This window comes from Pseudomonas sp. NBRC 100443, from assembly GCF_030268185.1.
In the GTDB taxonomy this organism is placed as follows: Bacteria; Pseudomonadota; Gammaproteobacteria; order Pseudomonadales; family Pseudomonadaceae; genus Pseudomonas; species Pseudomonas citronellolis.
Genome location: NZ_BSQE01000010.1, coordinates 177,941 through 202,366, shown reverse-complemented (window position 1 = coordinate 202,366; position 24,426 = coordinate 177,941). Strand labels below are relative to the sequence as shown.

Here is a 24,426-nt window from a genome sequence, read left to right as displayed (position 1 = left end):
GCCCAGCCCTCCCGACAAGCGCAATAAGCAGAACGCATACCTCCAACAACTGAACGCATTAGTCCGCCACGGCCCTCGGTGACATCCTCGACACATTCCCAACCGGAGCCCACCCACATGAACGCAGCACAAAAATCCGCCCTGGTGGTCAGCGCCCATTCCGCCGATTTCGTCTGGCGCGCCGGTGGCGCCATCGCCCTGCACGCCGAGCAGGGCTACGCCGTACACATCGTCTGCCTGTCCTTCGGCGAGCGCGGCGAATCCGCCAAGCTGTGGCGCAAGGGCGAGATGACCGAAGAGAAGATCAAGGCCGCGCGCCGCGAGGAAGCCCTGGCCGCCGCCGAAATCCTCGGCGCCAGCGTCGAGTTCTTCGACATCGGCGACTACCCGATGCGCGCCGACAAGGACACCCTGTTCCGCCTGGCCGACGTGTTCCGCCGCGTGCAGCCGGAATTCGTCCTCAGCCACTCGCTGAAGGACCCGTACAACTACGACCACCCACTGGCCATGAACCTCGCCCAGGAGGCGCGCATCATCGCCCAGGCCGAGGGCTACAAGCCGGGCGAGAAGATCGTCGGCGCGCCGCCCGTATACGCCTTCGAACCGCACCAGCCGGAGCAGTGCGAATGGCGCCCGGACACCTTCCTCGACATCACCGGCGTGTGGGACAGGAAGTACGCCGCCATCCAGTGCATGGCCGGCCAGGAACACCTGTGGGAGTACTACACCCGCGTCGCCCTGCAGCGCGGCGTGCAGGCCAAGCGCAACGTCGGCATCACCAGCACGCGCAACATCGTCTACGCCGAAGGCTTCCAGAGCATCTTCCCGCGCGTGACGGAGAACCTGGCATGAGCGCGCTGATCGGCAAGACCGGCATCGTGGTGCGCAACATCCCGCGTGTCGCGCAGGAAACCATCGACGAACTCGGCCGCCTGGGCGTGGCCACCGTGCACGAGGCCCAGGGCCGCAAGGGCCTGCTGAACACCGGCATCCGCCCGATCCAGCAGGGCGTGGCGGTGGCCGGCAGCGCGGTGACCGTGCTGGTGGCGCCGGGCGACAACTGGATGTTCCACGTCGCCGTCGAGCAGTGCCGCCCCGGCGACCTGCTGGTGGTGGCGCCCAGCTCGCCGTGCAGCGACGGCTACTTCGGCGACCTGCTGGCCACCTCGCTCAAGGCACGCGGCGTGCGCGGCCTGGTGATAGACGCGGGCATCCGCGACAGCCACACCCTGCGCGAGATGGGCTTCGCGGTCTGGTCCAGGGCCATCAACGCCCAGGGCACGGTGAAGGAAGTGCTCGGCTCGGTGAACCTGCCGCTGCTGTGCGCCGGGCAACTGGTGAACGCCGGCGACATCGTCGTCGCCGACGACGACGGCGTGGTCGTGGTGCGCCACGGCGAAGCGGCCCAGGTGCTGGAAGCCGCGCGCAAGCGCGCCGACCTGGAAGAGCAGAAGCGCCTGCGCCTGGCCGCCGGCGAACTCGGCCTGGACATCTACGAAATGCGCCCGCGCCTGGCCGCCAAGGGCCTGCGCTACGTGGACAGCCTCGACGAACTGGGAGGCTGAACATGGGCCAGACGCGCATCCCCTGCCTGCTCATGCGTGGCGGCACCTCCAAGGGCGCCTACTTTCTGAGCACCGACCTGCCCGCCGACGCCGGGTTGCGCGAGCGCGTGCTGCTGGCGGTGATGGGCTCGCCGGACAAGCGCCAGATCGACGGCCTCGGCGGCGCCGACCCGCTGACCAGCAAGGTCGCCATCGTCCAGGCCTCGCGCCGCGAGGACGCCGACGTCGACTACCTGTTCGCCCAGGTGCTGGTGGACGAGGCGCGGGTAGACTACGGGCAGAACTGCGGCAACATCCTCGCCGGCGTCGGCCCCTTCGCCATCGAGCGCGGCCTGGTGCCGGTGCGCGGCGCCAGCACGGCGGTGCGCATCTTCATGGAGAACACCGGGCAGATCGCCGTGGCGCACGTCCCCACGCCCGACGGCGAAGTGGAATACGCCGGCGACACGCGCATCGACGGCGTGCCCGGCAGCGCCGCGCCGCTGGTGGTGGAATTCGCCGACGTGGCCGGCTCCAGCTGCGGCGCCCTGCTGCCCACCGGCAACGCCCGCGACAGCTTCGACGGCATCGAGGTCACCTGCATAGACAACGGCATGCCGGTGGTGCTGCTGCGCGCCGAGGACCTGGGCCGCAGCGGCTGCGAAAGCCGCGAGGAACTGGACGTCGACGCCGAACTGAAGGCGCGCCTGGAGTCCATCCGCCTGCAGGCCGGCCCGCGCATGAACCTGGGCGACGTCGGCCAGCGCAACGTGCCGAAGATGTGCCTGGTCTCGGCGCCGCGCCAGGGCGGGGCAATCAACACCCGCTCGTTCATCCCGCACCGCTGCCACGCCTCCATCGGCGTGTTCGGCGCGGTGAGCGTGGCCAGCGCCTGCCTGGTCGAAGGCTCGGTGGCGCAGAGCGTGGCCAGCGCCGGCGAAGGCGAGGTACGGCGCCTGGCGGTGGAACATCCCAGTGGCGAATTCAGCGTGGAAATCCGCCTGCACGATGGGCGCATCGCCGGCTGCGGCCTGGTGCGCAGCGCACGCCTGCTGTTCGACGGCCAGGTGTGCATTCCCCGGGCAGTGTGGGCCGGCCACTGACCCGGGCGAACCGCGCGGCGCTCTGCCGCGCGGCTTTGACACAAATCATCGCAGTTGTAAAAAAACGGTAAATGCGAGTGATTCCAACTCGCTTCTGTCGTATCTATGGGCATTTTCCACCCGCCCGCCACTTTCGGCGCCTCAGGAAAACCTTCATGCACGCCCGAGCCCTTCCCCTCTCCCGCCGCCTGCTGGCCTGCACGGCCGCCGCCGTCACCAGCGCCTTCCTGCTCCTGCTGCCCAGCGGCGCCAGCGCCGCCACCCTGGACACCGCCTTCGGCCCGGTGCAGGTCAAGGACCACCCGCAGCGCGTGGTGGCCCTGGGCGAGAACACCCTCGACGCCGCCCTCGCCCTGGGCGTGCAGCCCCTGGGCGCGCTGGCCAGCCGCGGCGGCAGCGACATTCCCGAATACCTCAAGGCCAAGGCCGGCAAGCTGCCGCTGGTGGGCACCGTGCGCGAGGTCAACCTGGAAGCCGTGCTCAAGCTGCGCCCGGACCTGATCCTGGCCAGCCCCGGCCTGACCCGCGAGCAGTACGCCAAGCTCAGCCTGATGGCGCCCACCGTGGTGCCCAAGGGCGGCGCCCTGGACGACTGGCGCGTAGCCTTCCGCACCTATGCCGCGGCCCTGGACAAGAACGCCGAGGCCGAGCAGCGCCTGAACGAACTCGACCAGCGCATCGCCGGGCTGCGCCCGCGTCTGCCGGCCGACGCCAGCCTCAGCGTGGTGCGCTGGAACCCGCAGGGGCCGATCATGATGTCCAGCCACCTGTTCGCCGGCCAGCTGCTCGACCAGTTGGGCCTGCGGCCCAACCCGCTGGCGGCGCAGCAGACCCAGCGCCCGCACACCGACATCCTCAGCCTGGAGAACCTGTCCAAGGCCGATGCCGACTGGATCTTCCTCGCCCCCCTCAACCCCGACGGCGAGAAGGCCCTGGCCGAAGCCCGCCGGCAGCCGGCCTTCACCCGATTGAAAGCGGTGCAGGCCGGGCACCTGGCCAGCGTCGACGGGCAGATCTGGAGCAGCAGCTCCGGCTACCTGGCCGCCCAGCAGGTGCTGGATGACGTGGAGAAGGCGCTGGCCAACTGATGCTGCCCGCGCGCCTGCCCTTGCCGCTGGCCCTCGGGCTGGCGGCTTCGCTTCTGTTGCTGCTGTGCCTGTCCAGCCTGCTGCTGGGCGCCGGCGACGCCGGGCCCTGGGCCAGCCTGCAAGCCCTGTTCGGCGGCGCCGACGAAGACACCCGCTTCGTCGTCGGCGTGCTGCGCCTGGCGCGCACCGAGCTGGCCCTGCTGGTGGGCGTGGCCCTGGGCGCCGCCGGCCTGCTGCTGCAATCGGTGACGCGCAACCCGCTGGCCGAGCCCGGCCTGCTGGGCGTCAGCGCCGGCTCGGCCTTCGCCGTGACCCTGGCGATCAACCTCGGCGCCACTGCCGCCGGCCTCAACCTGGCGGTGGCCGTGCTCGGCGCCCTGGGCGGCTGCCTGCTGGTGCTGGCGGTGTCGCGCCTGCGCGGGGTGGGCGACGACCCGGTACGCCTGGTGCTGGCCGGGGTGGCCTTCTCCGGCCTGCTCACCGCCCTGAGCAGCCTGGTGCTGCTGTGGGACCAGCGCACCGCCGACGAGGTGCGCTTCTGGGTGGTCGGCAGCCTCGCCGGCCGCCCGCTGGATACCCTGCGCTGGAGCCTGCCGGGGCTGCTGCTCGGCCTGCTGGTGGCGCTGCCGCTGATCCGCCCGCTGGCCGCCCTGGCCCTGGGCGAGCGCGTCGCCAGCGGCCTCGGCCACCACCCGCAGCGGGTGCGCCTGGCCACCCTGCTGGCAGTGGCGCTGCTGGTGGGCACGGCCAATGCCGCCGCCGGCCCCATCGCCTTCCTCGGCCTGATCGCGCCCTTCATCGCCCGCCGCCTGGTGGGCAGCGACATCCGCAGCGGCTTCGGCCTGTGCCTGCTGCTGGGGCCTTGCGTACTGCTGCTGGCCGACATAATCGCGCGCCTGCTGGTGCGCCCCTACGAGATGCCGGTGGGGGTGGTCACCGCCTTCGTCGGCGCGCCCATCCTCATCGCCGTGGTGCGCTCGCACCGCCTGCCGACGCTGCAACGCCAATGAACGTGCCCTCTCCCCACGGCTACGGCCTGCTGCGCCTGGGCCGGCTGTCGCTGCTCTGGCACCGCCGCAGCCTCATGATCGGCCTGATGTTGCTGGCGGCGCTGGCCGCTGCCTTCCTGTTCTGCCTGACCGGCGACGGCCTCGGCGCCAGCCAGGCCATCGCCGCCCTGCTCGGCCAGGGCGACCCCTTCCAGCAACTGCTGGTGCGCGAACTGCGCCTGCCGCGCCTGCTCGCCGGCCTGCTCAGCGGCGCGGCCCTGGGCGCCGCCGGCTGCCTGATGCAGACCCTGGCGCGCAACCGCCTGGCCACCCCGGGCATGGTCGGCCTGGACAACGGCGCCACCGCCTTCGCCGTGGCCTCCATAGTCGCGGTGCCGACCAGCCTGGCGCCCTCGGCGCTGGCCCTGACCGGCGCCGCCAGCGCTGCCGCGCTGACCTTCCTGCTCGCGGCCGGGGCCGGCGCCCGCGGCTATCGCTTCATCGTCGTCGGCCTGGGCATAGGCGCGCTGTTCGGCGCTCTGACCAACCTGATGCTGGCCCGCGCCGACATAGACGCGGCCAACGCCGCCTACCCCTGGACCGTCGGCAGCCTCAACGCCCGCCCGCCGCTGGCCGTGTGGCTGCTGGCCGGCGGCCTGGCCCTGGGCCTGCCGGCGGCGCGCCTGCTGACGCGGCCACTGACGACGATGCGCTTCTCCGACAGCGTCGCCATCGGCCTGGGCGTGCGCCTTGGCGCCATGCGCATCGCCACCCTGGCGCTGAGCGTGGCCCTCACCGGGCTGGCCGTGGCGGTGGCCGGGCCGGTCGGCCTGGTGGCGCTGATCGCCCCCGAGGCAGCGCGCTACCTGGGCGGCCAACACGGCGTGCCGGTGCTCAACGCGGCCCTGGCCGGCGCCCTGCTGACGCTGCTGGCCGACTGGCTGGGACGCACCCTGCTGGCGCCCATCGAAATCCCCGTGGGCATCGTCATGGCGGTGATAGGCGCGCCCTACCTGCTGTGGATCATCCTGCGCCAACCCTCCGGGAGACAGCCATGAACCCGAACCCCGTCGCCCCGCTGGAAACCCGCGGCCTGTGCATGGCCTACGGCAAGCGGCCGATCATCGAAGGCCTGGACCTGCGCCTGCCGGCCGGCCAGGTCACCGCCATCGTCGGCCCCAACGGCTGCGGCAAGTCCACCCTGCTGGCGGGCCTGGCGCGCCTGCAGAAGCCCAGCGGCGGCGCCGTGCTGCTCGACGGCAAGGCCATCGCCAGCCTGCCGTCGAAGGAAGTGGCGCGGCGCCTGGCGCTGCTGCCCCAGGACGCCAGCGCCCCGGACGGCCTCACCGTGGCCGAGCTGATCCGCTTCGGCCGCCAGCCGCACCAGGGCCTGTTCCAGCAATGGAGCGCCGAGGACCAGAAGGTGGTGGACGCCGCCCTGGCCGCCGCCGACCTCGGCGAGCTGGCCGAGCGGCCGCTGGAATCCATGTCCGGCGGCCAGCGCCAGCGCGCCTGGATCGCCATGGCCATCGCCCAGGACACCCCGCTGCTGCTGCTCGACGAACCCACCTCGGCGCTGGACCTGGGCCACCAGATCGAGGTCTTCGAACTGATCCGCCACCTGGCCGAGGCCGGCAAGACGGTGGTGATGGTGGTCCACGACCTGTCCAGCGCCTGCCGCTACGCCGACCACCTGGTGGCGATGAAGGGCGGCCAGGTGCTGGCCGAAGGCGCGCCGGCCAGGGTGGTGACGGCGGAACTGGTGGAGGCGCTGTATGGCGTGCGCTGTACGTTGCTGAGCGATCCGTACAGCGGCACGCCGCTGATCGTTGGGGCCAGCCGGGTGAGAGCTTGCTTTTCGTAGGAGCGAGGGGGACGCCTAGTTCTTGCTCGCGAATGGGGTTTCCCGGGATTTCGGCGCCAAGACTGAGAGCACCCTCTCCCTAACCCTCTCCCTGAAGGGAGAGGGGACCGTTGGGCAGACACGGATGTTCTGGAGTCAGCCGGCATCACCGAAAGCTGCCGGCTGAAACCATTCCTCCTCTCGGCACGGACGGCCCCCTCTCCCGCTTGCGGGAGAGGGCTGGGGAGAGGGGACGGGCTTCGACATCGCTCCGGAGCAAGGCTTGACGCCATTGTTCGCGAGCAAGCTCGCTCCTACGAGAAAAGCACCATCCCCCCCCCAGCACCTCAGATGCGACGAAATGCCAGCACCCAGCCATTGCCCCGCCCCCACCGCCAGTGGGATCATTTGCAATTGCTTTTTGTTCTCATCCATGGCTGATCACGTGTCACCGCAACTACTCCTCGTGGAAGACGACGCCCACCTGCGCCCGGCCCTGGAACGCCACTTCCAGGCCCGCGGCTTCGCCGTGCGCGCCTGCGAGACCGGCACTCAGGGCCTGGCCGCGCTGCGCGAGGGCCGCTTCGACCTGGTGCTGCTGGACATCATGCTGCCCGGCGTCGACGGCCTCAGCCTGCTCGACGAACTGCGCCGCCGGCAGACCGTGCCGGTGATGCTGATGTCCGCCCTGGGCGCCGAGCAGGACCGCATCAGCGGCTTCACCCGCGGCGCCGACGACTACCTGCCCAAGCCCTTCAGCCTGGCCGAGCTGGACGCCCGGGTCGACGCCCTGCTGCGCCGCGTGGCCCTCGACCGGCGTCCGGCCGAGGCCCCCCGGGACGGCGAGCTGACCCTCGACGAGGAAGCCCGCGACGTCACCCACCAGGGCCGCGCCGCCGGCCTCACCGGCTCCGAGTACCGCCTGCTGGCGACCTTGCGCGCCCACCCCGGCGAGGCGCTGAGCAAGGCCTTCCTCTACCAGAGCGTGCTGCACCGCGCCTACACCCGCCTGGACCGTGGCCTGGACGTGCACGTCTGCAACCTGCGCCGCAAGCTCGCCGCCATCGGCGCGCAGCACCTGCAGATCCAGGCGGTGCGCGGCCAGGGCTACGTGCTGGTCGAGACGGACGGCGCCTGATGCGCCGCCACCCGCTGCTGTGGAAGCTGGCCCTGCTGCAGGTGGGCTTCTGCCTGACGCTGACCTGGCTGATCTGGAACTGGGGCCTGTCGGTGGAACGCAGCACCTACTTCCTCGACGAAGCCGACCGCCTCTACCTCGCGCGCTACGCCCAGCAGGCTGAGCAGGCCTGGCGCCAGGGCGGCACGGCCGGCGCCGAAGCCTTCCGCCGCCAGCTGGAGCGCGAGGAAGACACCTGGGTCGCCCTGGTCGGCCCGCGCCTGGAAAGCCTCGGTACCACGCCGCTGAGCGCCGAGGAAGCCAGCCACCTGACCTTCATGCGCAAGCTCGACTGGCCCATGAGCCGGCGCCTGCAGGACGAGCTGCCCTACGTCAGCATCGAGTTCCCCGAACGCCCCGAGGACGGCCGCCTGGTCATCCAGCTGCCCGAGCGCCTGCTGCCCAGCGGCCTGACGCCCTGGACCCACGTCATCACCCACGGCGTGGCGCCGACCCTGCTGGCCCTGCTGCTGGGCCTGGCCCTGTACCGCCACCTGGTGGTGCCGCTCAACCGCCTGCGCGACCGCGCCGACGCCCTGCGCGCCGACGACCTCGACAGCCCCGGCCTGCCGCTGCAGGAGCGCCACGACGAACTGGGCGAACTGGCCCAGGCCTTCGAACACATGGCCGCGCGCCTGCGCCAGAGCCTGGCCCAGCAGCGCCTGCTGCTGCGCACCCTGTCCCACGAACTGCGCACGCCCCTGGCGCGGCTGCGCATCGCCCACGACGGCGAGCTGCCGCCCGAGCAGTTGCGCCAGCGCCTGGGCCGCGAAGTGGCCGACATGCAGCGGCTGCTGGAAGACACCCTCGACCTGGCCTGGATGGACACCGAGCGCCCGCAATTGCCCACCGAACCGGTGCTGGTGCTCTCGGTATGGGAGGCGCTGCGCGAGGACGCCTGCTTCGAAAGCGGCTGGGAGCCGGCGCGGCTGCCCTGCTCGCTGGGCACCGAATGCAGCGTGCAGGTGCACCTGGACAGCCTGGCCCAGGCCCTGGAGAACCTGCTGCGCAACGCCATCCGCCATTCGCCGGTGGGCGGCCGCGTCAGCCTCGACGGCTGGCGCGAAGGCCGGCACTGGCACCTGTGCCTGCGCGACCAGGGCCCCGGCGTGGCCGAGGCCGACCTGGAACGCATCTTCGAGCCCTACCAGCGCCTGGAAGGCAGCGGCGCCGGCTTCGGCCTGGGCCTGGCCATCGCCCGCCGCGCCATCGAGCTGCAGGGCGGCCGCCTGTGGGCCACCAACGCCCACCCCGGCCTGTGCCTGCACCTGCTGTTGCCGGCGGCCTGGAAGTGTTTAGAAAGTTAATGCGCTTTACTCGCAATTGTGAGTAATTATCATCTTCGATCTCTCGCCTTCAGGCTGAACTTCCGGAGATCGAAGATGTCGTCCCGTGCCCAACCCCTAGTCCCCTTCCTGCTGCTGTCCAGCTGCCTGCTGGCCAGCGCCGTCCATGCCGCCAGCCAGGACGAGCAGCCTGTCGAACTGGACAGCCAGACCGTGGTCGCCACCGCCCAGGAAGAAACCAAGCAGGCCCCGGGCGTGTCCGTCATCACCGCCGAGGACATCGCCAAGCGCCCGCCGGCCAACGACCTGTCGCAGATCATCCGCACCATGCCGGGGGTCAACCTCACCGGCAACTCCACCAGCGGCCAGCGCGGCAACAACCGGCAGATCGACATCCGCGGCATGGGCCCGGAGAACACCCTGATCCTGGTCGACGGCAAGCCGGTCAGCAGCCGCAGCTCGGTGCGCTACGGCTGGCGCGGCGAGCGCGACACCCGCGGCGACACCAACTGGGTGCCGGCCGACCAGGTCGAGCGCATCGAAGTCATCCGCGGCCCGGCGGCGGCGCGCTACGGCTCCGGCGCCATGGGCGGGGTGGTGAACATCATCACCAAGCAGGCGGCCAAGCAAACCCACGGCAACCTCACCGTCTACCAGAACTTCCCGCAGCACGGCGACGAAGGCGCCAGCAAGCGCGTGAGCTTCGGCCTCAACGGCCCGCTGACCGATACCCTCAGCTACCGCGTCTACGGCAACCTGGCCAAGACCGACGCCGACGACTGGGACATCAACGCCGGCCACGAATCGGCGCGCACCGGCAACCAGGCCGGCACCCTCCCCGCCGGCCGCGAAGGCGTGCGCAACAAGGACATCAACGGCCAGCTGAGCTGGAAACTGGCGCCCAACCAGAGCCTCGAGTTCGAAAGCGGCTTCAGCCGCCAGGGCAACATCTACACCGGCGACACCCAGAACACCAACAGCAACGCCAACGTGAAGAGCATGCTGGGTCACGAGACCAACATCATGTACCGCGAGAACTACTCGCTCACCCACCGCGGCGACTGGGACTTCGGCAGCTCGATGGCCTACCTGCAGTACGAGAAGACGCGCAACAGCCGCATTAACGAAGGCCTGGCCGGCGGCACCGAGGGCATCTTCAGCAACACCGACTTCTACACCTCGACCCTGCGCGACCTGACCGCCCACGGCGAAGTCAACCTGCCGCTGCACGCCTGGCGCGACCAGACCCTGACCCTGGGCAGCGAGTGGAACCAGCAGAAGCTCGACGACCCCAGCGCCAACACCCAGACCACCACCGAGGGCGGCTCGGTCGCAGGCCTGACCAGCAGCGGCCGCGACACCACCTCGCAGGCGCAGATCTTCTCGCTGTTCGCCGAAGACAACATCGAGATCCTGCCCGGCACCATGCTCACCCCGGCGCTGCGCTTCGACCACCACAGCATCGTCGGCGACAACTGGAGCCCGTCGCTCAACCTGTCCCACGCGCTGACCGACACCCTCACCCTGAAGGCCGGCATCGCCCGCGCCTACAAGGCGCCGAACCTGTACCAGCTCAACCCCGACTACCTGCTCTACAGCCGCGGCCAGGGCTGCTACGGGCAGAGCACCAGCTGCTACCTGCAGGGCAACGAGAACCTCAAGGCCGAGACCAGCGTCAACAAGGAACTGGGCATCGAGTTCAAGGACGACGGCTGGGTCGCCGGGCTGACCTACTTCCGCAACGACTACAAGAACAAGATCGACTCCGGCCTGACCCCGGTGGGCAGCGCCAGCGGCGGCACCGGCAGCTACGCCAACGCCTCGATCTACAAGTGGGAGAACGTGCCCAAGGCGCTGGTCGAGGGCCTGGAAGGCACCCTGAGCGTCCCGCTGGCCGCGCAGCTGACCTGGAACAACAACTTCACCTACATGCTGCAGTCGAAGAACAAGGAAACCGGCGACGTGCTCTCGGTGACGCCGAAGTACACCCTCAACTCCATGCTCGACTGGCAGGCCAGCGACGACCTCTCGCTGCAGCTGAGCGTGGCCTGGTACGGCAAGCAGAAGCCGAAGAAGTACGATTACCAGGGCAACCGCGTGACCGGCAGCGCCAACGACCAGCTCTCGCCCTACGCGCTGACCGGCGCCAGCGGCACCTACAAGATCAGCAAGAACCTGAGCGTCACCGCCGGCGTCGACAACATCTTCGACAAGCGCCTGTACCGCGCCGGCAATGCCCAGGGCGTGGCCAACATCGCCGGCGCCGGCGCCGCCACCTACAACGAGCCCGGCCGCACCCTCTACACCAGCCTGACCGCGTCCTTCTGAGGACCACCCGGCCCCCGCTCCCGGCGGGGGCCGGCAGACGAGATAGCCTGATGAAAACCACCACCCTGCCCCTGGTCCTGGCGCTGGCACTGGCCGCGCCGGCCCCGGTGGCCCTGGCGCAACCGGCGCCGGACCAGAAGATGGACACCACCTTGCTGCAACGCCAGGACCTGGCCTACCGCTTCACCCAACTGGAACTCGACTCTGCCGACGGCCGGCGCCACTACCGCCTGTGGGTCGGCAAGCCCGAGCGCCCGGCGCCCGCCGCCGGCTACCCGGTGCTGTGGATGCTCGACGGCAACGCCGCCCTCGGCGCGCTCGATGCCGCCAGCCTGGACAACCTCGCCAACGGCCAGGCGCCGCTGCTGGTCGCGGTCGGCTACCAGACCGAGCAGCGCATCGAACGCAACGCCCGCACCTACGACTACACCCCGCCGCTGCCCGGCGAGGCCAGGCAACTCGACCCGCTGACCGGCCAGCCCAGCGGCGGCGTCGACGCCTTCCTCGACCTGCTGCGCCAACGCATGCGCCCCATGGTCGCCGCCGTCGCCCCCATCGACGCCAGCCGGCAGACCCTCTGGGGCCACTCCTACGGCGGCCTGGCCGTGCTCCACGCCCTGTTCACCCGCCCCGGCGAGTTCAGCGCCTACGCCGCCGCCAGCCCCTCGCTGTGGTGGCACGACGGCGCCATCGTCCGCGAAGCCGCGGGCCTGCAACAACGCCTGGGCGAAAGCCGCCCGCGCCTGCTGCTGATGCGCGGCGGCGACGAACCGGGCAACCCGCGCGGCCCGCTGAAAGGCGACGCCGAACGCCCGGCCCGCGAACTGAGCGCCGACCTGGCCAAGGTGCCGGGCCTGCAGGTGCAGTACCAGCGCTTCGACGGCCTGGGGCATGGGCCCATGTTGCCGGCGTCGCTGCGCTATCTGCTGGAGCATTACCCGTAACCGAGGCGCGCCGGGGAGCAAGGTCAAACGGCGGATAACCGCGAACGGTTATCCGCCCTACGCCAGGTCCACCCGGTGATGCAGGGCGTACAACCGTTCGCGGAAATGACGATGTACAAGGATGGCGCCTAACCTCCAGCCCGCAGAGGACAGCCCCCTCTCCCTTCAGGGAGAGGGTTGGGGAGAGGGCGCTCTTGAACGCAACACCTACGCCACCGGTAACCCCTGTTCGCGAGCAAGCTCGCTCCTACGAAAAGCCAAAAAGCCAAAAAGCCCAAAAGCCAAAGCCATCCCCTCCGCTCTTCCCCCTTTTCCACACTGGCAATGAAGTTTGCGGCAGGAGCACAATCCAAGGTTCGCCCCTCCCCAGGAAGCCCCCGGATGCCCGACAGCCTGCATGCGGCCCTGCGCCACTTCGTTTCCACTCTGCGCCACGACCCGGCCTTCCGCTCCCTGCGCCTGGTGCAGCGGCACAGCCTCGACTGCGGCGTGACCCGCGACCAACCCGACCCGGTGCGCCACGGCCTCGACCAGGGCGCCATGCTCTGCGCCGAGGTCGATGGCGTGGAAGCCTTCGCCGCCACCAGCGACCTCGGCGAACAGGGCCTGCGCCAGGCCTTCGAACGCGCCCGCCAGCTCGCCGCCGGCATCGCCGCCCGCGCCCTGCCGCGCCCGGCCCAGGCCGGCGCCGACCTCGGCCGCCAGCGGCGCAGCAGCCCGAACCTCGACACCCCGCTACCGGAACTGGCGCAATGGCTGGACCTGCTGCGCGCGGAATGCGCCGCGGTGCCGCGCGAGGAACGCATCGTCGACTGGAGCGCCAGCCTGCGCGTGGTGCGCGAGCGGCAGCTGTACCTCGACCGCCACGGCAGCGACCTGCTGCACGAGACCCAGCGCCTCTACCCCTGGCTCTCGGTGACCGCCTTCGACGGCCGGCAGAGCCAGACGCGCACCTTCGACGTGGCGCGCCAGGGCGGCGCCGAAGTGGTGCTGCACAGCGGCTTCGCTGGCGCCGCCGCGCGCGTCGCCGACGAGGCCCTGCAACTGCTGCTGGCGCCCAACACCCCGGAAGGCACCCGCGACCTGCTGCTGATGCCCGACCAGATGATCCTGCAGATCCACGAATCCATCGGCCACCCGCTGGAGCTGGACCGCATCCTCGGCGACGAGCGTAACTACGCCGGCACCAGCTTCGTCACGCCGGACATGTTCGGCCATTACCAGTACGGCTCGCCGCTGCTCAACGTCAGCTTCGCCCCGGACGTGCCCGACGAACTGGCCAGCTACGCCTACGACGACGAAGGCACCCCCGCCGAGCGCCAGCTGCTGATCGCCGGCGGCATCCTCCAGCGTCCCCTCGGCGGCGCCCTGTCCCAGGCCCGCAGCCAGCTCGCCGGGGTGGCCAACAGCCGCGCCAGCAGTTGGAACCGCGCGCCCATCGACCGCATGGCCAACCTCAACGTCGAGCCCGGCGACCAGAGCCTGGCGCAACTGATCGGCGGCATCGAAAAAGGCATCCTCATGGCCACCAACCGCTCCTGGTCCATCGACGACGCGCGCAACAAATTCCAGTTCGGCTGCGAATGGGGCCAGCTGATAGAGAACGGCGAACTCGCCGGCGTGGTGCGCAACCCCAACTACCGCGGCATCTCCGCGCAGTTCTGGCGCAGCCTGGGCGCGGTGGGCGACGCCTCCACCTTCAGCGTGCTGGGCACCGCCAACTGCGGCAAGGGCGAGCCCAACCAGGCGATCACCGTCGGCCACGCCTCGCCGGCCTGCGTGTTCAAGGACGTCACCGTGTTCGGAGGGCAGGCCTGATGCAACTGCGACTGTCCCCCGACCACCTGCGCGAACTCGCCGACTGGCTCAAGGGCCGGCTGCGCGGCGACGAGGAATTCAGCCTGTGGCTCGCCGCCGAGGACTCCGACTTCGTGCGCTTCAACCACGCCCAAGTGCGCCAGGCCACCCGCGTGCTGCAGATCGAGGCGCAGCTGCGGCTAATCCGCGGCGCCCGCCACGCCAGCCTGGAGCTGAGCCTGACCGGCGGCGCGGAGGAAGACCGCCAGCGCCTGCAGCAAGGCCTGGAACAACTGCGCGGCACCCTGGAAGTGGTCCCGGAAGACCCCTACCTGCTGCTGGAGGACGAGCCCTGGACCCGCGTCCAGGAAGCCCCCGGCCGCTTGCCGGCAGTCCGCGAGGTGATCGACCAGGTGGACGCCCAGGCGCAAGGCCTGGACCTGGTCGGCATCTACGCCGGCGGCCCGCTGTACCGCGGCTTCGCCAACACCCGCGGCAGCTTCGGCTGGCATGCCGCCGGCAGCGCCAGCCTGGACTGGAGCCTGTTCGCCGACAACGGCGAAGCGGTGAAGACCACCTACGCCGCGCGCGACTGGGATGCCGCCGCCCTGGGCCAGGCCTTCGCCCGCGCCCGCGAGCAGCTGGACTACCTGCAACGCCCACGGCGCACGCTGCAACCCGGCGCCTACCGCGCCTACCTGGCGCCGGCGGCGCTGGAGGAAATCATCTCGCTGCTGTGCTGGGGCGGCTTCTCCGCCCGCGAACTGGCCACCCGCCAGAGCCCGCTGCTGTCGCTGCACCTGGGCCATGCCAGCCTGTCGCCGCAGGTCAGCCTGGAGGAAGCGGCCAGCGCCGGCCTGGAACCGCTGTTCGACCGCGACGGCTTCCTGCGCCGCGACCAGGCGCTGATCGAGGGCGGGCGCATGGTCGGGCAACTGGTCAGCCCGCGCTCGGCGAAGGAATTCGACCTGCCCGCCTACGGCGCCAACAGCCACGAGACACCGCAGTCCCTGGTCATGGCCGCCGGCGAACTGCCCGAGGACGAAGTACTGGCGCGCCTGGGCACCGGCCTGTACATCGGCAACCTCTGGTACCTGAACTACTCGGACCTGGCCGCCGCGCGCATCACCGGCATGACGCGCTTCGCCAGCTTCTGGGTGGAAGACGGCCGGATAGTCGCGCCCCTGGCCAGCATGCGCTTCGACAACAGCCTCTACAGCCTGCTCGGCGAACACCTGCAGGCGCTGACCCAAGAACGCTCGCTGCGCATCGACACCAACACCTACGGACGCCGCAGCGCAGCCACCCAACTGCTGCCCGGCGCGCTGGTGGAACGTTTCACGCTGACGCTGTAGGGCGTACAACCGTTCGCGGTTGTACGCCGTTACACCCATCTCGACGCTGGCCTCCTGGTCAAGCCCGGAGCGCTCGGAAACGGGAGCTTCGGGTTCGAATCCAGCGCGGCCTGGGGCCAAGGTCAAACGGCGGATAACCGCGAACGGTTATTCGCCCTACGTCACGGTCAGGCCTGGCGTAGGGCGCATAACGCCTACGGCGTTATCCGCCGTTTGGCCTTGGTCCCCGGCGGCTCCGGGGTTGGCCTAGGCGTTGGCTGTGGCCTCGGTGTATCGGCGGATAACCGCGAACGGTTATTCGCCCTACGCCACGCCCAACGCCGTTACCAGTCGCAGTAGCAGCCGGTGGCGAGGGTGCTGGGGGACTTCACCTGGCGGCCTTCGACCAGCGCCTGGATCACCGGCTCGATGAAGCTGTTGGCCGAGGTGCAGGTGGCGCCTTCGCTGTAGGGGCCGAAGTAGGCCAGCTTGCCGTCGCGGTCCCACACCGCCACCGAGGGGCTGGCGGCGATGGGCGGCGGCGAGGGGAATTCCGGCAGCGGCTTCAGGCCCCACAGCTCGCTGGCCAGGCGGCCCTGGGTGCCGGGCTTGCGGTAGGCGTAGAAATCCACGCCCTGGGGCTCGAAGCGCTTGATCAGCGAGGCCAGATGCTGCTGGTTGGCAACGTTGCACGGGCATTCCGGGTCCCAGAAATGCACCACGCGGATGTGCCCCGGGCCGGCCAGTTGCGCCGGCAGTTGCAGCGCCTGGCCATCGAACAGTTGGGTGGTATCGGGATAGCTGCGCAGGTAGCGGCCTTGGAACGACCAGAAGGCGGCGAACAGGATGCCGAGCCAGGCCACGATGAGCACGCCCGCGAGAACGACTTTGCGATTGAGCGACATGATGCGGAAGGGGTGGACAGGAGGGCCGCTAGCTTGCCACGTCCAGCCGCCAGGGCAAGCCTTTCCTGACCGGCAGGCTGTGGCCGCAGCCTGCCGGATGACGACAAAACCAGGCGGCCCCGTTCGCATACGCAGGCTAAAGCGAAGCTCGCAGGCGCCCCAGCCAGCCACTGCCTTCGCCGCTGCAAGGGCTGAAGGTGGGCAATTGCTGCAGCGGCACCCATAGCTCACCCTGCCAGTCCAGCAACGTCACCCGTTGCGAGCGCCAGCTCATCAGCACCCGCCGGGGCCGTTGCGGATCGACGCGGCCCTGGTCGCGCAGCAGCGGAATCACCTGCTCGCCCAGCCAACGCCCCAGGGCTCGGTTCTCCGGGTGACCGAAGCGGATCAACGCCTTGTACAGCGCGGCTTCGTTGACCACCTCCAGCCACTCCTCGGCGCCGGAGGCCGCGCACAACAGCACCGAGCGCGCTTCGTGCGCATCCAGCCGCCGCGCCAGCGCCTGTGGATGATGCAGCCCGAGCAGGCGCGCCAGGTCGTGGGCGACGAACCAGGGTTGGTCATCGATCAGCAGGCCGCGCAGGGGACGGTTGTGGCGGAGGAAGGTGGTGGCGGTATAGGCATCATGCATGCTGGGAACTCCTGTTCAGAGAGAGGGAGTCCGCCGCTACGTCGTCAAACGAAGGGAGGCGGACCGCGCGGGGTTGACGAACCGGGAACAGGTACCGGCAGGCCCGAAGGCCTCCCCGCGCGATCCGCCATGAAGCGTGGCAGATGGATCGAACTGCGCACGGGGGCCTGCAAAAAACGCTACGCCGTTTTCGCATACGCCATCGGCGCGATCGCGCCTGTTCCACGGGTCGTCAAACCCGGCCACGGGATCGACCGTGACCGGCGGAGGATAGAGAGACGCAATGTAAGCCCGTAACGGATAGCCATGTGGGAAGCCTCCGAAACGCTGTTCGGGGCATGGTCCGGACGGACCTGCTCGCCCATCACCCCACCTTCGCCACACCCCGCGCCGGTGTTAGCATGCGCGCCCCATGCGCCTGACCGATTTCGACCAACGCCTCGCCGACCTCGGCGCCCTGCCCCGCCACCGCGGGCGGATGCTGCGTGCCTGGCTGCAGGGCCAGGCGCTGGATGCCGGGACCAAGCGCCAGGCCAGCGAGGACTTCCTGCCGCTGGCGGTGCGCAACGCCGTGCCGGAGCTGGCCGCGCAGCTGGAAGGCCTGGCGCGCCTGCATTCTCGCCACCCCGCCGGCGACGGCTCCGAGCGCCTGCTGGTGAGCCTGGCCGACGGGCAGATGGTGGAGAGCGTGCTGCTGCCGCGCGATGGGTTGTGCGTGTCCAGCCAGGTCGGCTGCGCGGTGGGCTGCCGCTTCTGCATGACCGGCCGCAGCGGCCTGCTGCGCCAGGTCAGCGCCGCCGAGATGGTCGCCCAGGTGGTGCTGGCGCGGCGTCTGCGGCGGGTGAAGAAGGTGGTGTTCATGGGCATGGGCGAGCCGGCGCACAACCTCGACAACGTGCTGGAGGCCATCGACATCCTCGGCAGCGACGGCGGCATCGGCCACAAGCACCTGGTGTTCTCCACGGTGGGCGACCCGCGGGTGTTCGAGCGCCTGCCGCAACAGCGGGTGAAACCGGCCCTGGCCCTGTCGCTGCACACCACCCGCGCGGACCTGCGCGAACACCTGCTGCCCAAGGCGCCGAAACTCACCCCGGACGAACTGGTGGAACTGGGCGAGGCCTACGCCCGCCAGGTCGGCTACCCCATCCAGTACCAGTGGACGCTGCTCAAGGGCGTGAACGATGGCCAGGATGAATTGGACGGCACCCTGCGCCTGCTCAGGGGCAAGTTCGCGGTGCTCAACCTGATTCCCTTCAACGCCCTGGAAGGCGACGCCTACCAGCGCCCGGACGGCGAGCGCATCGTCGAGATCGTGCGTTACCTGCACAGCCGCGGCGTGCTGACCAAGGTGCGCAACAGCGCCGGGCAGGATGTGGAGGGTGGTTGCGGACAGTTGCGGGCGCGGGTGGTGGAGTTGGTGGATACCAGCCGGCTGAGCATCGCGCCGAGGCGCTCTTCGTAGGAGCGAGCTTGCTCGCGAAGGGAGTTTCCCGGTGACTGTGGTGTTGGGGGTAAGAGCGCCCTCTCCCCAACCCTCTCCCTGAAGGGAGAGGGGGCCGTTCGGAGCGAATGGCGAATCCAGAGTTACCCGTAGGAGCGGACCTTGTCCGCGATGGCCGGAACCACCGGCGCGGTTCGCGGATGAGATCCGCTCCTACGCTGCCCCACCCGCGCCATTCCCCTGTAGGAGCGCGCCCTGCGCGCGAAATCGCGGGCAGGGCCCGCTCCTACAGGTTGCTGGGGAGCACGGCGTGCCTCCCGTAGGAGCGGACCTTGTCCGCGATAGCCGGAACCACCGGCGCGGTTCGCGGATGAGATCCGCGCGGCCCCACCCGCGCCATTCCCCTGTAGGAGCGCGCCCTGCGCGCGATTTCGCGGGCAGGGCCCGCTCCTACGGGGCTGCGCCCTCGGCGGCGGCGCACGGCGCCAGGGCCTGGCGGGCGTGTTCGATCCAGTCGTGTTCGCTGGCGAAGTCAGTCGAGTAGTCGGCCAGGCCCATGCTCAGCGAGAGCGGCGGCAGCGAGGCTTCGTCGAAGTTGCCGAACAGTTGGGCGATGCGCTCGACGCAGGCCCGGGCGCCAGCGGCGTGGGTCTGGCGGAACAGCACCAGGTATTCGTCCGGGTGCTTGCGGCTGACGTGGTCGGTGTTGCGCACCTCGGCCTTGATCAGGTGGCCCAGGCGCACGCTGAGGGCTTCGGCGGTGAGGTTGCCGTAGCGCAGGCGCAGGCGGGCGTGGTCGTCGATACGGATCAGCGCCAGGGTCGCCCGCGGCCCGCCGCGGCGGCAGCGGCCGAATTCCTGGGCCAGGCGGTGCAGCCAGACGTCGTAGGACAGCAGCAACTGCTGGTCGAAGCAGTCCACCAGGGAGAAGGCGCGGCGCTGGGCGTGCAGGCGGCGCGCCAGGCTGTAGCTGGTCCAGCCCACCGCCAGCGGGTAGAAGAACAGCATCGGCAGGCAGGCCCAGATCACCCGCCCGGGCGTCTCCAGGTCCACCTGGTAGCCAGTCAGCAAGCCCATCGCCAGGATGCCCGCCGCGTTGGCCAGCAGGCCCTTGAGCATGAAGCCGGGGCCGTTGGCCGCCACGTTGTGCATGGTGACCATCGACAGCAGCAGCGCCGAGGGCAGCAGGCTGAAGTGCATGAGCGCCACCCAGCCGCCGGCGAACAGCGAATCCAGCAGCAGGTTGCGCAGTTCGGCCCGGTAGGGCTCGGCGGCGCGCACGGCGATGAAGCGGGCCAGGCCCGGCCAGAGGAAGCCGTTGACCAGCATCCAGGCCCAGAGCGCGGGGTGCCCGGGATAGGTGAGCACCGCGATGAAAACGAAGCTGAGACCACAGCCCAGGCTGCGTGGCGCGTAGATGCGCCTGGCGAAGGCGATACCGGCGCAAGTACTGCTTTCCATTTCCATACATCAATCCAGAGACGGCCTTCGACGAAGGGTCGACAGGCGGCATCGGCAATGGCGCCTGTAAATTGCCAGCATGTCTGACGTGCCTTTCCCGCTGGGCGCGTTATGCTTCCCCATTGGGTGAAAGCGTCAGCCTTCCGTCCACATAGCGGCGACGTTCACCCGCAAGACCGGCAATGTCAAAAAAACGCCATTGCCATGAACAGTGATGACTTGCCCCTCGCCGAGCGGGTGGCAAGCGTTGACGAATCGATCAGGAATGGAAGCCACCGCCTCCCTGCCGGACAGGGTCCCTGGCCATTACCGCAAGCGCGCAGCTCCAGCGGCTGCTGCGAATCGAGAAGGGCCGTGCCGTCCCCTGGCTGCCAGGCGCAGCAAAGCAGGACGAGCACGGGCGGCCGCACGGCTGGTCAACCTTAAAATACGAACGTATTCTAATGCAGAAGAGGCCTGATGAGTAAGCGCCCCGTCATTGATAGAGGCAAGGTCCTGGATGCCGCCGAAGGCCTGGTCATGCGCGAAGGCGTTGCGGCGCTGTCCATTGGCGAGGTGGCCAAGGCCGCCGGGATCAGCAAGGGTGGCGTGCAATCCTGCTTCGGCACCAAGGATGGACTGATCGAGGCCATGTTCAACCGATGGAAAGCGGAGTTCGAGGTGGCTGTGCGCGACAACGCCCCAGACGAAGCGGAACCGCTCGACAACCTGCGCGCCCACGTGCAACTGCTGGCCGCCAGCGACGAGGCCCTGGCCAAGCGCGCCGCGGCGGTGCTGGCGGCGATGCTCAGCCGCGAGGAGCTGCGCCAGCGCTCCAGCGACTGGTACCGCCCCCTGCTGATCCAGGACGGCGGCGACGACGAGCGCAGCCGCAACGCCCGCCTGGCCTTCCTCGCCGCCAAGGGCGCCTTCCTGCTGCGCTCCTTCGGCCTGATGGAGATGAGCGAGGCGGAATGGCAGGCGATCTTCCGCGAGATCGACACGCTGCTCCCGCCAGGGGAATGAACGCCCGGTGACCGGGGAGGCGCAGGCCTTCCCTTTGCGTAGTACACCCGCCGCCCGAGAACCCACGCCGATAGTCCACCGGGATAACCCCGGGAAAGTCGCGCCTATTCAATAACTAGACGAAGCAACTAGTTCCATGTGGATATACCCAAGTTATCCACCCACTTCCATAATTCAAAAGTCGAGCCCTATGCAAAACCAGAAGAACGACTCATCCTTCATTCAAGGAATGCCATGCAAGCGAAAGTTCAATACGAGGACTCCGGTCTGCTCTGGATGTATGGTCATCTCAGAAGAATAGGCTGCAGCTTCCCCACCGCCCTGTACCGCAGCATGCGCTTCAAGCTGCTGGGCGATACCGGTGACTTCAGAAGCTCGGTCAGCTGGCAGAAGATCCGCTTCTCCAGGGCCCGGGCCGGCTAGCCCGGCGCGCAACCTCGCCCCCTTCGCGCAGCCGCTACGTTCCTAGCCGCGCGCCCCTGTGCAACACCTGGCCGCCCCCGTTGCAGGGACAGCCTCCCGCCTTTTCTACCTCATTCGTCTTCAGGATTGCGCCGCCTACGGGCGGAGTTTCTCAATACGCGGAGAAACTCAAGGACAATAACAACAAGCACGCCAGCAAGAATCGCCAACAGCATATCAATGCCCTCGCTATATCATCGTCGCAATCAATCGTTCTTCGAATGATGAAAAACAAAGTATGCCCCGGGGGCAACTTTGCCCAACATCGGAATCTATTTCTACATCGCAAGAAAAAACCGGCGAACTTCTTCGCCGGCGATCATCACCCCGGAACTTTCAGCCTTCCGCCAGGGGCAGGCGGATGACGAACAGCGCCCCCGTTTCGGCGTTGCTCACGCACAGGCTGCCGCCCATGTTGCGGATCAGGTCGTGGCTCACCGACAGGCCCAGCCCGGTGCCCTGCCCCACCGGCTTGGTGGTGAAGAAGGGTTCGAAGATGCGTTCCAGCAGTGCCGGCTCGATGCCCCCGGCGCTGTCGCATACGTGCAGTTCCAGCCACCCGGGCTCGGCGCAAGGGTGCTGGCCCAGGCGGATCCACCTGTCGCCCTCGCGCTTTTCCAGCAAGGCGTCGCGGGCGTTGGCCAGCAGGTTCACCAGCACCTGTTCCAACTGGTCGGCGAAGCCCATGACCTTCGGCCGCGCCTGGGGCGCCTCCAGCTCTAGGGTGATGCCCTGCTGGGTCATGCTCTCGCCCAGCAGCAGCACCACCGCCTCGCAGCAGGCCTGGGGATCGAACGGGGCCATGTCCAGGTCGGACTTGCGGCTGAACACCCCCATGTGGTTGACCACGCGGGTCAGCCGGTCGACCTGGGCATCCACCCGCTTGAGCTTCTCGCCCAGGTACTGCGGGTCGTCCAGGCGCTGCCAGGCGTTGAACAGCGCCAGGCGCATGACGTGCAGGGGCTGCTTCATCTCGTGGGCCATGCCGCTGACCATCTGCCCCAGGGCGGCCATCTTGGCGCCCTGGGCGAGCTGTTGCTGGGAATGGCGCACCGAGGTGTTGTCGCGGGCGACCGCCTGGACTTCGCGCAGCCGGCCCCGCTCGTCGAACAGCAGGCGGTCGCTCCAGATCAGCCAGCGACACTCGCGTCCGGGCAGGTTGAAGCGCAGCTCCCAGGATTCCTCGACGCCGCCGCCGGCCCCTTCGACCAGGCGGGCGCGCAGGGCGCTGCAATCGCGCTCGGACAGCCAGTAGTCCAGGCGCCGCCCCAGCAGGGCCTCCACCGGCTCGCCGAGGAAGCTGGCGAAGGTGTGGTTGACGAAGGTCAGCACCAGGCTCGCCGAATAGCGGCAGATCAGCGCCGGCGAATCCTCCACCAGCATCCGGTAGCGCTCCTCGCTCTCGGCGATGCGCTGCGCGGCCTGGTGCCGCTCGGTCACGTCCAGCCACAGGCCCACCACTTCCCGCGGCAGGCCCTGGGCGTCGCGCAGCAGCTTGGCCTCGTCGTACAGCCAGTGCCATTGCCCGGCGCCGTCGCGCAGGCGGTATTCGGCGTTGACGCGCCCTTCGCGCAGCAGCGTGCGGCCGCGCTCGAAGAAGCTGCCCAGGTCGTCCGGGTGCACGCGCTCGGCCAGGGCCTGCCAGCTGTTCGCCTGCAGGTCCAGGCCCAGCAGGTTGCCGGCGCTTTCGCTGTAGAACTCCGGTATGAGCTGGCCGTCTTCCACGCGCTGCACGTAGATCACCACCGGCGCCTTGTCGATCAGGTTGCGCAGGCGCGCATGGGTGGCCTCGGCCTGCTGCGCCTGCTGGCGGGCCTCGCTGACGTCGAGCAGCACGCCGTCAAGGAAGCCGTGCTCGCTGCCGCCCTGCCAGCGCCCCTGCAGGTGCAGCCAGCGGCGGATGCGGGTCCAGGAATCCGGGCAGAGGCGCAGGTCCTGCGCCAGCTCCCCGCCGGGGCCCAGTTGGCGCAGGCGTATCAGCAGCTCGTCGGCATCGGCGGGGTGCAGCCGCTGCAGCAGTTCCTCCCGCGACAGCCGCGTCTGCCCCTCGGGCAATTCCAGGATGGCCGCCACCGCGGCGGAGAACTGGAAGCCTTCGCGCGCCGCGTCGTAGCGCCAGTAGCCGCCCTGCACCCTGCTCTCCAGCAGGTTCAGCCGGTGCAGGGCATCGCGCAGGCGCTTGCGTTCGAGGCGGCCGAAGACCTGCAGCGCCAGTTGTTCGGCCAGGCACTGCCAGTCGCCGGGCGACAGTCCCGCGCGGCCTTCGTCGAGGCCGTCCGGTTCGCCGATCAGCCAGGCGCCCTGCCCGCCCTGCGGCGTCGCCGGCACCACCCGCAGGCGTTCGCAGCACAGTTGCTTCAGCAACGCCGAGCCGGGCCCGCCGGCGCCGAGCAGGGTGCTGTCAGCCAGGGCGGCGAGCCCGCAATCCGGCAGGGCCAGGCCTTCGCGCAGCAGGCTGTGGGCGCCGGGGCGGACGTAGCAGGCGAACACCCGCCCGCCGCCGCCCGGCTCCGCCAGGACCAGCGCCATGGATTGCAGCTGGAAGCTGTTGGCCATGACCTCCAGCACTTCGCCCAGCGCGCCCGGCAGCTCGGCCAGGGCGACGTGGCTGAGCCGGGAGAGCAACTGCTTGATCACGTTGAAGCACTGCATCTGCGACTTTTCCCGGTCGCTCTGCCAGTTCAGGTCGGAGATGTCGGTGCCCAGCAGCAGGCAGCCGCGGCCGGCCAGCGGGCTGACCTGCACGCGGAAGACCAGCGGCTGCTGGTCGAGGCTGCGCAGGGCCAGGTCCGCCTGGCGGCCCTGGCGCAATTCCAGCGGCGCCCCGGCGGGCCGGGACCTGCGCTCCAGGTAGTCGCCCAGGCGCGCCGCATCGGCATGTGTCGGCTGCGCCAGGCAGCGGGCGCGGCGCCCGCCCAGGCGGCACACGCGGTCCTCGGCATCCAGCTCGATGCACAGGTCCCAGTGCGCCTGGCTCCATTGCCAGAACGGCTCGTCCAGGCCGCTCTGTGTCTCTTGCATCAGCGCATCGCCACCGGGTACCGGGGCGGCCTTGTCGTTGGACTGGCCACGGAACAGGCCTCGCATC

The 24,426-nt window shown here is 69.6% G+C and carries 20 protein-coding genes; 16 read left to right on the top strand and 4 right to left on the bottom strand.

What is annotated here, in order from left to right; translation table 11 throughout:
- The first annotated feature begins 117 nt into the window (after positions 1 to 117).
- The 13 genes from galB (at position 118) to QSJ95_RS15670 (ending at position 15,454) form a co-directional block, all read left to right on the top strand.
- Entirely contained in the window at positions 118 to 852 is a 735-nt protein-coding gene (galB, locus tag QSJ95_RS15730) for a 4-oxalmesaconate hydratase (protein ID WP_285643561.1), read from the top strand.
- The gene (locus tag QSJ95_RS15725; RefSeq protein ID WP_285643558.1) at positions 849 to 1,565 is read left to right on the top strand and encodes a 4-carboxy-4-hydroxy-2-oxoadipate aldolase/oxaloacetate decarboxylase; all 717 of its coding nucleotides are present in this window, start codon (positions 849 to 851) and stop codon (positions 1,563 to 1,565) included. Before galB ends, QSJ95_RS15725 begins: the two co-directional genes overlap by 4 nt.
- Before the next feature lie 2 nt (positions 1,566 to 1,567).
- Positions 1,568 to 2,647 carry a 4-oxalomesaconate tautomerase gene (locus QSJ95_RS15720; RefSeq protein WP_285643556.1) on the top strand — a complete coding sequence of 360 codons (1,080 nt, stop codon included), beginning with the start codon at positions 1,568 to 1,570 and terminating at the stop codon, positions 2,645 to 2,647.
- A gap of 155 nt (positions 2,648 to 2,802) precedes the next feature.
- Positions 2,803 to 3,735 carry an ABC transporter substrate-binding protein gene (locus QSJ95_RS15715; protein WP_285643554.1) on the top strand — a complete coding sequence of 311 codons (933 nt, stop codon included), beginning with the start codon at positions 2,803 to 2,805 and terminating at the stop codon, positions 3,733 to 3,735.
- Positions 3,735 to 4,745 (top strand): FecCD family ABC transporter permease, encoded by a 1,011-nt coding sequence (locus QSJ95_RS15710; protein WP_285643552.1) that lies wholly within the window; start codon positions 3,735 to 3,737, stop codon positions 4,743 to 4,745. The genes QSJ95_RS15715 and QSJ95_RS15710 overlap by 1 nt, the downstream gene beginning before the upstream one ends.
- Positions 4,742 to 5,782: a FecCD family ABC transporter permease gene (locus tag QSJ95_RS15705; protein ID WP_285643550.1), complete on the top strand. Its 1,041-nt coding sequence runs from the start codon at positions 4,742 to 4,744 to the stop codon at positions 5,780 to 5,782. The genes QSJ95_RS15710 and QSJ95_RS15705 overlap by 4 nt, the downstream gene beginning before the upstream one ends.
- Positions 5,779 to 6,588: an ABC transporter ATP-binding protein gene (locus QSJ95_RS15700; RefSeq protein ID WP_407072392.1), complete on the top strand. Its 810-nt coding sequence runs from the start codon at positions 5,779 to 5,781 to the stop codon at positions 6,586 to 6,588. The genes QSJ95_RS15705 and QSJ95_RS15700 overlap by 4 nt, the downstream gene beginning before the upstream one ends.
- Positions 6,589 to 7,000: 412 nt before the next feature.
- Positions 7,001 to 7,705 (top strand): response regulator transcription factor, encoded by a 705-nt coding sequence (locus tag QSJ95_RS15695; RefSeq protein WP_043272473.1) that lies wholly within the window; start codon positions 7,001 to 7,003, stop codon positions 7,703 to 7,705.
- Entirely contained in the window at positions 7,705 to 9,051 is a 1,347-nt protein-coding gene (locus tag QSJ95_RS15690) for a HAMP domain-containing sensor histidine kinase (protein WP_285643547.1), read from the top strand. The genes QSJ95_RS15695 and QSJ95_RS15690 overlap by 1 nt, the downstream gene beginning before the upstream one ends.
- A 75-nt stretch (positions 9,052 to 9,126) precedes the next feature.
- Positions 9,127 to 11,358, top strand: a complete 2,232-nt coding sequence (locus tag QSJ95_RS15685; RefSeq protein ID WP_285643545.1) for a TonB-dependent siderophore receptor — start codon at positions 9,127 to 9,129, stop codon at positions 11,356 to 11,358.
- Positions 11,359 to 11,408: 50 nt separating this feature from the next.
- Positions 11,409 to 12,302, top strand: a complete 894-nt coding sequence (locus QSJ95_RS15680) for an alpha/beta hydrolase (RefSeq protein ID WP_285643543.1) — start codon at positions 11,409 to 11,411, stop codon at positions 12,300 to 12,302.
- Between the two features lie 381 nt (positions 12,303 to 12,683).
- On the top strand, positions 12,684 to 14,120 hold the full coding sequence (locus QSJ95_RS15675; RefSeq protein ID WP_285643541.1) for a TldD/PmbA family protein: 1,437 nt from the start codon (positions 12,684 to 12,686) through the stop codon (positions 14,118 to 14,120).
- Positions 14,120 to 15,454, top strand: coding sequence for a TldD/PmbA family protein (locus QSJ95_RS15670; RefSeq protein WP_285643539.1), 1,335 nt, complete (start codon positions 14,120 to 14,122; stop codon positions 15,452 to 15,454). Before QSJ95_RS15675 ends, QSJ95_RS15670 begins: the two co-directional genes overlap by 1 nt.
- Positions 15,455 to 15,777: 323 nt before the next feature.
- Here the strand turns inward: QSJ95_RS15670 and QSJ95_RS15665 are convergent, their stop codons facing one another.
- Together QSJ95_RS15665 and QSJ95_RS15660 are read right to left on the bottom strand one after the other, a co-directional pair.
- Positions 15,778 to 16,338, bottom strand: a complete 561-nt coding sequence (locus QSJ95_RS15665) for a DUF6436 domain-containing protein (RefSeq protein ID WP_009618327.1) — start codon at positions 16,336 to 16,338, stop codon at positions 15,778 to 15,780.
- Between the two features lie 136 nt (positions 16,339 to 16,474).
- Positions 16,475 to 16,969, bottom strand: coding sequence for a BRO-N domain-containing protein (locus tag QSJ95_RS15660; RefSeq protein WP_043272468.1), 495 nt, complete (start codon positions 16,967 to 16,969; stop codon positions 16,475 to 16,477).
- A gap of 412 nt (positions 16,970 to 17,381) precedes the next feature.
- On the opposite strand from QSJ95_RS15660, the gene QSJ95_RS15655 reads away from it, so the two are divergent.
- Positions 17,382 to 18,431, top strand: coding sequence for an RNA methyltransferase (locus QSJ95_RS15655; protein ID WP_285643535.1), 1,050 nt, complete (start codon positions 17,382 to 17,384; stop codon positions 18,429 to 18,431).
- 429 nt (positions 18,432 to 18,860) lie between these two features.
- On the opposite strand, the gene QSJ95_RS15650 is transcribed toward QSJ95_RS15655, so the two are convergent.
- Positions 18,861 to 19,877, bottom strand: coding sequence for an MASE2 domain-containing protein (locus tag QSJ95_RS15650; RefSeq protein WP_069861676.1), 1,017 nt, complete (start codon positions 19,875 to 19,877; stop codon positions 18,861 to 18,863).
- Positions 19,878 to 20,330: 453 nt separating this feature from the next.
- Between QSJ95_RS15650 and QSJ95_RS15645 the strand changes: the two genes are divergently transcribed.
- On the top strand, positions 20,331 to 20,876 hold the full coding sequence (locus tag QSJ95_RS15645; protein ID WP_009618318.1) for a TetR/AcrR family transcriptional regulator: 546 nt from the start codon (positions 20,331 to 20,333) through the stop codon (positions 20,874 to 20,876).
- Positions 20,877 to 21,110: 234 nt separating this feature from the next.
- Positions 21,111 to 21,299, top strand: coding sequence for a hypothetical protein (locus QSJ95_RS15640; protein ID WP_043313837.1), 189 nt, complete (start codon positions 21,111 to 21,113; stop codon positions 21,297 to 21,299).
- 375 nt (positions 21,300 to 21,674) lie between these two features.
- On the opposite strand, the gene QSJ95_RS15635 is transcribed toward QSJ95_RS15640, so the two are convergent.
- On the bottom strand, positions 21,675 to 24,425 hold the full coding sequence (locus QSJ95_RS15635) for a PAS domain-containing sensor histidine kinase (RefSeq protein ID WP_285643528.1): 2,751 nt from the start codon (positions 24,423 to 24,425) through the stop codon (positions 21,675 to 21,677).
- Position 24,426: the final 1 nt, after the last annotated feature.